Origin of the sequence: Porphyromonas sp. COT-108 OH1349 (genome assembly GCF_000768755.1) — a bacterium.
In the GTDB taxonomy this organism is placed as follows: Bacteria; Bacteroidota; Bacteroidia; order Bacteroidales; family Porphyromonadaceae; genus Porphyromonas_A; species Porphyromonas_A canoris.
Window position 1 is genome coordinate 158,215 of record NZ_JRAH01000019.1, and the last position, 12,268, is coordinate 170,482.

Genomic DNA, 12,268 nt, shown 5'->3' on the forward strand with positions numbered 1-12,268 from the left:
CATGAGCGAATATATCAACAACTCATCCCAAAGAAAAGAGATGCTCAAGCATCTTATCCTCGAACTTCACCGAGGTACAGCACCCGAACAAGTGAAGAAAAGACTCATGGAGATGCTGAAAGCCGTTCCCTACAACGAGGTTGTGGAGGTAGAGCAAGAGCTGATAGCCGAAGGTCTCCCTGAGAGTGAGATCTTGAAGTTATGCGATATACACGCCGCAGTACTCGATGGCAGCATAGACACTTCACACGCTAAGAATGTTCCTCCGGGGCATCCGGTAGACACGTTCAAGCAAGAAAACAGAGCGTTGGAAGCTCGGATAGTGAAGATAGAAGAGATACTGGAAAATCTGCCCAAACTCGATCCAAACGATTGGGAAAAGAGTCTCTTGCAGATACATGCACTCTTTAACGAACTCTCCGATGTAAATAAACACTACCTCCGAAAAGAGTACGCCCTCTTCCCTTACCTCGAAAAAGCCGGCATCACAGGGCCTCCAAAAGTAATGTGGGGCAAGCATGACGAAACTCGTGCCTACCTTAAAGCCGCACACGAACTATTGGGTCGCAAACCGATGCCTACCATTCAGGAGTTTTGCGCAGCAGTACCGGACGTTATCGTACCCGCTATTGAGGCAATACAAGGAATGATCATGAAAGAGGAAGAGATCCTGCTCCCGATGTGCATGGACACCCTTTCGGAAAAAGAGTGGTACAGTATCTATATCGAAACTCCCCAGTTCGGCTTCTGTCTTTATGACCCTACAACCGAATGGCAACCCACGGAAGAAGTAGCAAACGAACCCACTTACCTTTCCGGTGATGCCATAAGACTGTCATCCGGTAGCTTCGATATGAAAGAGCTCGAAAGCCTCTTCGTTACCCTACCGATAGATATCACCTTTGTGGACAAAGAGGATAAAGTAAAGTTCTTCTCCCATAGTCCGAAGCGTGTCTTTGAGCGTAACCGTTCCATCATAGGCAGGGATGTCCGAATGTGTCATCCTCCTCACAGCGTTCACATAGTAGAACAAATCATCAACGACTTCAAGTCCGGAGCCGAGAACAAAGCCGCTTTCTGGCTCTCCAACTTCATGGGCAGATTTATCTATATAGAGTACACCGCTCTGCGAGGAACAGATGGAGAGTATCTCGGAGTAGTGGAAGTAACGCAAGATATTACCGAACTGCGCAGACTGGAAGGCGATCAACGCCTGCTATCATACTCGGAGAAGTAAGCTATTCATAATAAAAAAAATAGAAAAGAGAGAAAGTATCAAACCGGATGAGCTACTTTCTCTCTTTTCTTATTGATTCAAAAGACTATAAAACTATCTTCTCCTATTCTTTCATTTGTTCAGAAAAAGAGGGATTTAAGTATTTCATTCTCATATAAGCAATATGAATAACAGATGGAATAATGACTCTATAAGCCGGTCCTGCTATATCAAAGGCTGTCCATATCGCAAGAATTGTCCAACCTATTGGTCCGGAAAAAATACTTAAAGCACGTGTCAAAGTAGCATTAAGAATCAGAGGAAGTCCTCTACCAAGAATAAGCTTTGCAATCTTATTGGCAATCACAACAACCATCTTGTAATAGTAGAATCCTTTTCTTCTTATTTCAGCTTGTATGAGTGCTATTATTGCTTCCTTCTCTAATCCTGCAGTATGAATCTGCATTTCTTTAGCCATCTTCTCCAGATCCTCCATACTTGCATTTTCTATTGAATCCGTCAAGATCTTTTGGAGAAGATATGTTTCAATAACCTCTACTGAAGATTCCTTTTTGAAGTTTACTTTTTTCTTTTTTGCAACCTTAATCAGAATCTTTCTATACTCAACTCCGCCTCCTCTTATTATATTAAGAAACGTATTTCCTCCAAATCGTTGCAATTCATCAATAATTGAATCCACCATGAGATTCAGGTTGTGAGGATAATACTTCTTATATTCCTCTGTTTCTGTCAGACATTCCGTCAGTCTGGCATCTCCATTTTTATTTTTGGTTAAATAGTCAACCAAAATGCGAAGATCTTCATTCTCCGCATGATAAAGAAATTCCAAGTCTTTTTTTGTAGCCATAAAATTTTATTTTTCATTAGTTATACGTATCACATCTGCCATATTCTTTGCCTAACTTAGAGTATAGGCCTACGACAGGCAATAGAAAAAGAAAAAAATCAAAACCGACATTACAGGTTGAGTTGCTGTAATTTTTTTCAACAGAAGCATTTTCTGTAATTGATTTAACTTTATTCACAAATATAAAGCCTGGGAATTAGACAAAGCAGCCATAATATTTCTTTTTATGAACTATTTCTGCTATTTTTGAACAAAATATCAATTTCTCAGAAACAATATTTATAACTATGGCAATAGAACATCCCGAACGAAAAATTAGGCAGATTCGAGAATTACAAGACATTACTCAGGAATACATGGCAGATAATCTTGGTATTTCTACTCGTGCGTATTCTAAGATAGAAACAGGAGAGACTCAACTAACTATTGGACGCTTAAATCAAATCAGCGAAATCCTTAAAGTAGAACCAATACAAATATTGGGATTTGATGATAAGAAAATATTCAATTTCAATAATACAGCTCCCAATAGCACATGGCACAACTATGAAGAATACCATAACTCTCCTTCTGAAAAGCTTATAGAGCAGTACGAAGCAACCATCGAAGCATTGAATGGTCAGATTACATTGCTCAAACAAATCTTACAAGAAAAGGAATAAGAGGATCACATCTACTTATTATCTTTCATTGGAGGAAGAAGAAAAAATATCAAACAGATAACCCTCATTTATTTTAAGTTTCTTTCTCAATGAACGGCTTTGTCTTGTTATACATTTATCCATAAAAAAAAGCGAGCATAAATATCCAAAAATATCATTTAATAATAGGAAGAAGGAAATTTATAGCCCCGAATCGGAACCCATTTTTATATATTCCATCCCTCCTCTCTTCCCTCTTTCTATTTCACTCGGAGGAGGTGTTTTGAGAGCACGACCGAATTGTTAAATCCACCCCGTTTTATTAACACAAATTCCGATACCTGTTCACTCAAAACACTAAACGAGCATATTCTTCCGGCTTAACGTGTTTAATTTTTCAACGAACACGTTTACCGATTTCATTAAACACGTTTACCGGATTCGATTAACGTGTTAAGAATTTTCGCTTATAATACTGATAATTAGAATATTAAGCATTCTCACCCTCTTTTTGCCGTTTTTGGGTATAAAATCAAGTTAGAGTTTATTTACATATTGCCCTGTTAAAATTCGCATATATTAACGCGAAAAAGCCCCATGAAATGGACTGAGAAAAAATTTTTTCCAAATTCGCGATTTTTCATATCTACCTAATTATTAGAACCTTATTGCGATCTTCAAATTTTAGGAGGAGGAAAAAGGGGAAGAAAGAGGAGATTTAGGACGAATTTCGGAGAGGTCGTTTTTATATAAAAGCTCCCCAAAAACAGAAGAGCATCCCAAGCCAAAACTTAGGATGCTCTTTTGTATATTTTTCGGTGGGAATGCTACCCGATAAAGTTTTCGCAGTATGCGCAGAGCTTTTCGCCGTTGTGCTCGATGTACTGAGCATAAAGCGGCTCGGAGGCAGTGATGCAGACCGGATTGGAGCAGCGGTGATCTCCTCTGTGCGTTCCATGTGCAATGCGTGGCACTTTAGGCTCCAAGGCGATACCTTCGGCGGCTCGGAGGAGTGTAAGGATAAGTGCCATGCGGATGTATTTGCCGTTTGCCACTTGTCGGAAGTAGGCACTTCGAGGGTCGTTGTCTATCTCCGGTGATATTTCGTTCACGCGTGGAAGTGGATGCAGGACGATCATCCTTTCAGGGGCAAGCGCCATCTTTTCTTCGTCCAAGATGTAGAGATCCTTAACCCGATCGTATTCGGCGATGTCCGAAAAGCGTTCTTTCTGTACGCGTGTCATGTAGAGAATGTCCAACGTCCCGATGACGGCTTCGATGCTGTCGCTTTCGGTATAGGAGAGACTTGCCTGACGCTCCAGTTCTTTCCGCATATAGTCCGGCAGGCGGAGCGAGTCGGGCGAGATGAGAACGAAGTGTATGTTCTCGAATCCGGACATTGCTTTGATGAGGGAATGCACCGTGCGCCCATACTTGAGGTCTCCGCAAAGACCGATGGTGAGCTTGTCGAGTCTGCCCAGTTCACGATGAATCGTCAGAAGATCCGTTAGTGTCTGTGTGGGATGAGAGTGGCTACCGTCTCCGGCGTTAATGACCGGGATGGAGCCGTACTGCGATGCGACCAGGGCGGCACCCTCCTTAAAGTGTCGCATGGCTATGATGTCTGCATAGGTAGATACGACACGAGCCGTGTCGGCAACGGTCTCGCCTTTGGAGACGGAGGAGTTGCGCGCATCGGAGAAGCCGAGAACATTTCCTCCAAGCTCCATCATCGCAGCCGTGAAGCTGAGTCTGGTGCGTGTGCTCGGCTCGTAGAAGAGCGTTGCCAACTTCTTTCCCCTACACACTTCGGCATAGGCAGCCGGGCGGGCTATCATATCTTCGGCAAGGGCGATGAGGTCTCGCACTTCTTGCGAAGTAAAATCGGTAGGTTCTATACAGTGTCTCATGAGAAAGGAGAGGTTAGGGATTACTGTCTGATCCAAGATTCGTCCGAAGGGTTGTTACGGAAGGCGATCACCTGTTCCTTCTCTTCGGGCGCGATGTACCCTTTCTCCACGGCAACTTCCACGAGAGTGTCCACGTTGGAGAGGGAGACATTTTTGACGCCGGCGGCTTCGAGGCGGTCGATGCCCTTCTTCATCCCATAGGTGAAGATGCTCACGATGCCGAGCACGTCTGCTCCGGCTTGGCGCAATACCTCTACGACGTCCAAAGAGGAGCCGGCTGTGGATATAAGGTCTTCGACGACGACAACTTTTTGCCCCGGTTCAAGGAGTCCTTCGATCTGATTGGTGCGTCCGTGGTCCTTGGCACCGCTGCGGACATAGCCCATGGGCAGATCGAGAATGGTGGCTGTGATGGCTGCATGAGCGATGCCGGCGGTGGATGTTCCCATGAGCACCTCCACGTCCGGATAGTGTTCGCGGATGAGAGTTGCGAGTCCTTCCTCCACCGCTTCCCTAACCTTCGGATAGCTCAGAGTGAGGCGATTGTCGCAGTAGATGGGGCTTTTGATGCCGCTTGCCCATGTAAAAGGAGCTTTCGGGCTCAAAAAAACTGCTCTGATAGAGAGGAGTTTTTCCGCTATATCTCTTGATAGATTTTCCATGTTTTCTTTAATATCTGTTTTGAGGTGAATGTATATGTTGTGCCGAGGGTGAAAAAGCGTGCAGTAGGTCTCTCCGAATTTGGAGATTGTCATTGCTGTTTTTTATCGTTCGGGCAGCTCCGTTTTTTTCTTCTTTTGCAAGGAGAAAAATTCTTTCCACATAGAAATTTATTTTCGTTCGCATAGAAATTTCGCCTTTTCCGAAAGGAGACTTCAATTCCTTTACATCAAGCTAAAAATCAAAATGCTGCACACATTTTTAGGATGCGACTTTTTTCATCGCTGCAAGAAGTCTCGACAGACCTTCCGATAAGCCTCCACCGGATCGGGAGCTGCAGTGATGGGACGCCCCACCACGATATAGTCCGACCCGATTTCGCGAGCACGTTCGGGGGTGGTTACGCGTACCTGATCGCCTTTATCCCCATCAGCAAAGCGTACACCGGGCGTGATGGTCAGGAAAGAGGGGTGTGTTGCTTCTTTCACACCCGCCGCTTCGAGCGGAGAGCAGACCACGCCATCGAGTCCGGCACGCTCGGCATTTTTTGCATAGTGAGCTATGACGTCGTTGATGTCGCCTTGTATGAGCAGATCTTCGTTCATGCGTTCCTGCGAAGTGGATGTAAGCTGCGTTACAGCAATGAGCAGCGGACGAGAACCATCCGGTCTGGTGAGACCTTCAACGGCAGCACACATCATCTCCACCGTGCCGGCGGCATGCACGTTGGTCATATCCACATCCAGCTTGGAGAGGACAGTCATCGCTTTCTTTACGGTGTTGGGTATGTCGTGGAGCTTGAGATCCAAGAAAATCTTGTGTCCGCGCTTCTTTATCTCTCTTACGATTTCGGGACCTGCAGCGTAGTAAAGCTCCATCCCGATCTTGACATAAGGCTTCTCGTTCCGGAAAAGATCCAGGAAACGGAGCGTAGCCTCTGCGCTCTCGAAGTCGCAAGCTATGATTACATCTTTTGCCATGTTGTTCTGTTTCTGACTATAATAGTGTTCTTTTACTCTTATTCTGCCACACCGATAATCTCCCTGAGGGATGAGATGCCCAGCTTCTCCATCTCCGCCGGAAGCGCTTCGATGATCTCCTTAGAGGCATAGGGATTGATGAGATTGGCGGATCCGACCTGCACCGCAGTAGCTCCTGCCATCATCATTTCCAGAACATCTCGCGCCGTCATCACGCCTCCGCATCCCATGATGGGGATGGAGACCGCCTTGTGTGTCTGGTACACCATGCGAAGAGCTATGGGAAATATCGCAGGGCCAGAGAATCCGCCCGTGCCGTTGGCAAGGACAGGACGACGCTTTTTGAGGTCGAAACGCATGCCCAAAAGCGTATTGATCAGACAAAGACCATCTGCACCTTCCGCTTCGCATGCCTTTGCGATGGAGACGATATCCGTAACGTTCGGGCTCAATTTGATATAAACCGGTTTTTTGCTTACGGCTTTCACATGCTTGGTTACGAGTGCGGCTTGATCGGGACAAGTGCCAAAACTCATCCCTCCATGCTTGACGTTGGGGCAGCTGACGTTGATCTCGATGATGCCGACCTGCTCCACTTCGCTCATCAACTCGGTGCAGTAGACATACTCTTCCAATGAAAATCCGCTGATATTAGCCACCATTGGTTTCTTGAAGATCTTTGCCAATCGGGGAAGCTCCTCTTCTATCACCTTGTGAACACCGGGATTTTGCAGCCCCACCGCATTGAGCATTCCCTCCGTGCACTCTGCAATGCGAGGGGTAGGGTTACCGAATCGAGGTTCTTTCGTAGTTCCCTTGAAAGATATGGAGCCAAGAATGTTGAGATCATAGAAAAGAGCGTACTCCTGACCAAACCCGAATGTTCCGCTTGCAGGAATGATGGGATTATCCAACTCCACTCCGCTAAGATTTACAGATAAGTCTACCATACGATCTCCTCCTTTCTGAATACAGGACCTTCCAAGCAAACTCGCTTGTATCCTTCTGTTGTCTTGTGTGTGCATCCCATACATCCTCCAAAGCCGCAGCCCATTCTCTCTTCAAAAGAGAACTGTCCGGTGAAAGGCAGAGCATGGAGAGCTCTCAGCATGGGTGTCGGTCCGCAGGTGAAAAGATAGTCTGCACTCCGACACTCCGGGCTGTCCATGATAAGCTCCGTAACCAATCCTTTGAATCCATGGCTGCCATCCACCGTGGCGACATATACCGTTGTTCCGGGAATCTCGGCAAACTTATCGGCATAGAAGATCTCTTTCTCCGTATTAAAGCCCAGCACTACGATTGGCGCAGCTCCATTATCGGAAAGATCCTTACAAAGCCTGTAAAGAGGAGGTACACCCACTCCCCCCCCCACAAGAAGCGGACGGGAAGCAGATACAGATATATCGAAGCCGTTACCAAGACCTGTCAGGAGGTCAAGCTCGGCTCCTGCATTCATCTTGGAGAGTGCCTCCGTACCGGAGCCAAAGACTTTATATATAAGGGTCATAGTGCCGTCATCATAGTCGCATATAGAGATGGGACGACGCAGGAAATGCCCTTGAACAAGGATATTGACGAACTGACCGGGACGGGAAAGGTATCGGGTATCTCCCTCCAATATCATCTGCCAGACATCCTTGGCGATATTGACATTACTAAGGATAGTATATCTTCCTTTCTTGTACATTATATTCGTTTTATTTATTCGGCATCTATGGTCGAAACTTTAAGAGTGATCTCTTCCAGCACATCCAGCAACACTTTCACGGTTTCCAATGCGGTGAAGACGGTAACGTTGTTCTCCACAGCGGCTCTACGTATTTCGTAGCCATCCAGACGGGTATTGTGCTGATTTACATCTATCGAGTTGATCACATAGCTCACATAACCTTGTCTTAGAGAGTCTATAATCTCTGTGCTGCCTTCGCTCAGCTTGTGCAGTGTGCGTGTCCGGATTCCGTTTTCTCTCAAATATTTTGCCGTACCGGTAGTGGCTTCTATGTTAAAGCCAAGGTTATAAAAACGTCTTATGAGTGGAAGAGCTTTCTCTTTAGCGGCATCGGCAAGTGTAACAATCACGGTTCCGTAGTTTGCCACATTCATTCCCGTAGCTTGGAGAGCTTTATACAACGCACGAGTAAGCGTTTTGTCGTATCCGATAGCTTCGCCGGTGGATTTCATTTCCGGGCTGAGATAAGAGTCCATACCCCTTATTTTGGCAAAGGAGAATGTCGGAGCTTTCACATACCAACGTTTCTTTTCCGCCGGATACTCGGAGCTGAATCCGAGTTCTTTCAGACTCTTGCCCAGCATAACCTGTGTAGCCAAGTGAGCCATCTGGATTCCGGTTGCTTTGGACAAGAACGGCACGGTGCGTGAAGAGCGAGGATTAACCTCGATGACATAAACCTCTTCTTTATCGTCCACGATAAACTGGATATTGAACAGTCCCTTTATGCCTATTCGCAAGCCTAACTCCTTGGAGTATTCGAGAATGGTCTCTTTCACTTTCTGGCTCACCGAAAATGTCGGATAGACACTAATGGAGTCTCCGGAGTGGATACCTGTTCTCTCCACGTGCTCCATGATACCCGGTATAAAGACATCCGTTCCATCACAGATGGCATCTATCTCAAGCTCTTTACCTATAATATATCTGTCCACAAGCACCGGCTGATCGGTGTTAAGCTCTACCGCATTTTGGAGATAGTGGCGCAGTCTCTCCTCATTGGATACTATCTGCATGGCTCTACCACCAAGAACGTAGCTCGGTCTCACGAGTACCGGATAGCCTATGCGTGCTGCTGCTTTCACACCATCCTCTATGTTGGTTACGGCTTCCGCTTCCGGTTGAGGGATTTTCAGCTCTTCCATGATGCGCTCAAAGCATCCACGGTCTTCTGCGTTGCGTATTGCCTCCACATCGGTACCGATAATGGGCACACCAAGTTTATGTAGTGGCTCTGCAAGGTTAATCGCTGTCTGTCCTCCGAGAGACACGATAGTGCCGACAGGTTTTTCCAGATCGTACACATTCATGACATCTTCCACCGTGAGCGGTTCAAAGTATAACTTATCGCTTGTAGTATAGTCCGTAGATACGGTTTCCGGGTTATTGTTGATGATGATAGCCTCATAACCGGCTTCTCTGATAGACCACACGGCATGAACGGTAGAGTAATCAAACTCCACTCCTTGCCCGATACGTATAGGACCTGAACCCAATACGAGAATCTTTTTCTTGTCGCTCGGAGTGGATTCCGACTCGTTCTCATAAGTAGAATAGAAGTAAGGAATATCCCTATCGGTCTGCCCTGCACAGCTATCCATCATCTTATAGACCGGATAGATGCGGTGTTCTTTGCGGAAAAGATACATCTCTTCCTGACTCATGTTCCAGAGCATTCCCACATACTGATCACTAAAGCCCAGCTTCTTCACCTCTTTCAGAACAGCGGCATCCCTGACATTATTACGGACCAAAGCCTCATGTTCCACTATGTTTTTGAACTTCTCAAGGAAAAACAAGTCTATCTTCGTATTGTTGTAGATAAGAGAAAGGTCTACGCCGTTTCGGATAAGTTGAGCTATGGCATAGATACGTTCATCGGTCGGAGTCTTGATGTATTCAAGAAGTTCCGCAGAGGTTTTGTCGTCGAAGCTTTTCTTGTGAACGTGGCATACGCCCTGCTCCAAACTGCGGATAGCCTTAAGGAAAGACTCTTCCATGGTACGTCCGATACTCATCACCTCTCCGGTGGCTTTCATCTGCGTACCGAGTACATTGGAAGCATCGCTGAACTTATCGAATGGGAAGCGAGCCACCTTTGTTACAACATAGTCTATCGTAGGCTCACAGCAAGCCGGCAGATCCTTGATAAGGATTTCATCCAGATGCATTCCCACAGCAACCTTTGCCGTAACACGAGCTATCGGATAGCCTGTTGCCTTGGAAGCCAAAGCCGAAGAGCGAGAAACACGAGGATTGACCTCTATCAAATAGTAGTTGAAAGAGAGTGGATCCAAAGCAAACTGGACATTACATCCTCCTTCTATCTTCAGTTCGCGGATGATACGAAGGGCACTGTCTCGCAACATCTGCACCTCCTTATTGGTCAGTGTCTGGCTTGGTGCTACCACGATAGAGTCTCCCGTGTGTACGCCTACCGGATCTATATTCTCCATGCTACAGATTGCCATTGCGGTGTCGTTGCTGTCTCGCATCACTTCAAACTCGATCTCCTTGTAGCCTTTGATGCTCTTCTCTATAAGAACCTGATGAACGGGAGAGAGGAACAGTGCATTGCGCATAAGCTCTCTAAGCTCATCTTCATCATCCGCAAAACCACCGCCGGTACCTCCGAGTGTGAATGCAGGACGAAGCACCACCGGATATCCGATCTCCGCAGCCACTTCCACTCCCTCTTCTATCGTGTGAGCGATCTTGGACGGAAGCACCGGTTCACCCAGCCCTTTGCACAACTCCTTAAAGAGATCCCTGTCTTCCGCTCTCTCTATACAGGTGAGAGAAGTGCCGAGCATCTCTACCTTACACTCGTCCAATATACCTTTCTTGGCAAGCTGCATGGAAAGATTAAGCCCCGTCTGACCTCCCAAGCTTGGAAGAAGGGCATCGGGTCTCTCGTAACGAATAATCTTTGCGGCATATTCCAGTGTAAGAGGCTCCATATAGACTTTATCTGCCATGTTGGTATCCGTCATGATTGTTGCCGGATTGGAGTTGAGAAGAATCACTTCATACCCCTCTTCTTTCAAGGCGATGCAGGCTTGTGTTCCTGCGTAGTCGAACTCCGCAGCCTGACCTATCACGATAGGACCGGAGCCTATCACCATTATCTTCTTTATGTCTGTTCTCTTTGGCATCTTCTACTTATTTTTTCATCAGATCTATAAAACCGTCAAACACCTCTCTGTAATCTGTTGGACCCGGATTACTTTCCGGGCAGAACTGTGTTGTCATCACCTTATCCTCTTCGCAGATCATCCCCTCAATATCCTTCAGTACCACATTGCGGTGAGTAGCCACAAGCTTTGTGCCCATCAGGCTACCCTCTCTCATGGAATATCCATGATTTTCCGCTGCCATCTTTACCCTGCCTGTTCGTAGATCCTTAACCGGGAAAGATCCTCTATGACCCACACGCATCTTGTAAGATGTTGCACCATAAGCGTGTCCGATGAGCGTATGTCCGAGAGAGATTCCCAGCATCGGCACTTTCCCCTTGAGCTGTTCTATCGTCTCCAGCACACTTGGAAGATCGGCAGGATTACCGGGTCCGCCGGCAAGGACTATACCGTCCGGAGCAAAGGCGAGAATCTCTTCCGCCGTTGTATCGAAAGGCACTATCGTAACATTGCAGCCTCGTCTGTTAAGACTTCTGATGACGTTATACTTAACACCCAAATCGAGCACGACCACATCGTAGATATGTCCGGGTGTACGGGTCAGCCATCTTTTCTTACAGCTTACACGAGAAACACCGTCTGTCGGAAGCGCCCAAGCGTCCAACTTTGCCTTAGCCTCTTCTACCGGTGTATCGGGTGAAGTAAAGAGCACTTTCTGTGCACCCTCTTGTCTTATTATGCGTGTCAGGGCACGGGTATCCACTCCCGCTATTCCGGGAATATTGTACTCCTCCATCACTTCACTCAGCGTTTTGGTATATCTGAAGTTGCTGGGAGAGTCGTTGTACTCTCTTACCACAAATCCTCCTGCTACAGGATACTTTGCTTCATAGTCTTCATCCGCCACGCCATAGTTTCCTATAAGTGGGTATGTAAGCACCACCGCCTGATCCACGTAAGCCGGATCGGAGAGGATCTCCTGATAACCAACCATGGCAGTATCGAAGACCAACTCCCGGATTGCTTCTACTTTGGCTCCAAAGCCGTAACCATAAAACTCCCTGCCGTCGCTGAGGACGATCTTTGCGGTGTATGGCTTTATCGTTGTCGTCATCTTCTGAAAA

At 46.6% G+C, this 12,268-nt stretch carries 10 protein-coding genes; 2 read left to right on the forward strand and 8 right to left on the reverse strand.

Annotated elements, in window-relative coordinates; translation table 11 throughout:
* The first annotated feature begins 1 nt into the window (after nucleotide 1).
* Entirely contained in the window at nucleotides 2-1,237 is a 1,236-nt protein-coding gene (locus JT26_RS04775) for a DUF438 domain-containing protein (RefSeq protein WP_036846885.1), read from the forward strand.
* Between the two features lie 103 nt (nucleotides 1,238-1,340).
* Here JT26_RS04775 and JT26_RS04780 read toward each other — a convergent pair whose 3' ends face one another.
* A complete protein-coding gene (locus JT26_RS04780) occupies nucleotides 1,341-2,084 on the reverse strand; it encodes a DUF3944 domain-containing protein (protein ID WP_036846887.1) in 744 nt (247 codons plus the stop codon).
* A 287-nt stretch (nucleotides 2,085-2,371) separates the two neighbouring features.
* Between JT26_RS04780 and JT26_RS04785 the strand changes: the two genes are divergently transcribed.
* Nucleotides 2,372-2,746: a helix-turn-helix domain-containing protein gene (locus JT26_RS04785; protein ID WP_036846891.1), complete on the forward strand. Its 375-nt coding sequence runs from the start codon at nucleotides 2,372-2,374 to the stop codon at nucleotides 2,744-2,746.
* A gap of 806 nt (nucleotides 2,747-3,552) precedes the next feature.
* Here JT26_RS04785 and pyrB read toward each other — a convergent pair.
* The 7 genes from pyrB to JT26_RS04820 all read right to left on the reverse strand — a co-directional run bounded on the left by pyrB (nucleotide 3,553) and on the right by JT26_RS04820 (nucleotide 12,258).
* Nucleotides 3,553-4,671, reverse strand: a complete 1,119-nt coding sequence (pyrB, locus tag JT26_RS04790) for an aspartate carbamoyltransferase (protein WP_369794004.1) — start codon at nucleotides 4,669-4,671, stop codon at nucleotides 3,553-3,555.
* On the reverse strand, nucleotides 4,656-5,297 hold the full coding sequence (gene pyrE / locus JT26_RS04795) for an orotate phosphoribosyltransferase (RefSeq protein ID WP_036847104.1): 642 nt from the start codon (nucleotides 5,295-5,297) through the stop codon (nucleotides 4,656-4,658). The genes pyrB and pyrE overlap by 16 nt, the downstream gene beginning before the upstream one ends.
* A 276-nt stretch (nucleotides 5,298-5,573) precedes the next feature.
* Nucleotides 5,574-6,275: an orotidine-5'-phosphate decarboxylase gene (gene pyrF / locus JT26_RS04800; protein WP_036846897.1), complete on the reverse strand. Its 702-nt coding sequence runs from the start codon at nucleotides 6,273-6,275 to the stop codon at nucleotides 5,574-5,576.
* 38 nt (nucleotides 6,276-6,313) lie between these two features.
* Nucleotides 6,314-7,225 (reverse strand): dihydroorotate dehydrogenase, encoded by a 912-nt coding sequence (locus tag JT26_RS04805; RefSeq protein WP_036846900.1) that lies wholly within the window; start codon nucleotides 7,223-7,225, stop codon nucleotides 6,314-6,316.
* Nucleotides 7,219-7,965, reverse strand: a complete 747-nt coding sequence (locus JT26_RS04810) for a dihydroorotate dehydrogenase electron transfer subunit (RefSeq protein ID WP_036846903.1) — start codon at nucleotides 7,963-7,965, stop codon at nucleotides 7,219-7,221. The genes JT26_RS04805 and JT26_RS04810 overlap by 7 nt, the downstream gene beginning before the upstream one ends.
* Nucleotides 7,966-7,979: 14 nt before the next feature.
* Nucleotides 7,980-11,162, reverse strand: coding sequence for a carbamoyl-phosphate synthase large subunit (carB, locus tag JT26_RS04815; RefSeq protein WP_036846906.1), 3,183 nt, complete (start codon nucleotides 11,160-11,162; stop codon nucleotides 7,980-7,982).
* Between the two features lie 7 nt (nucleotides 11,163-11,169).
* Nucleotides 11,170-12,258, reverse strand: a complete 1,089-nt coding sequence (locus JT26_RS04820) for a carbamoyl phosphate synthase small subunit (RefSeq protein WP_235300021.1) — start codon at nucleotides 12,256-12,258, stop codon at nucleotides 11,170-11,172.
* Nucleotides 12,259-12,268 lie beyond the last annotated feature (10 nt).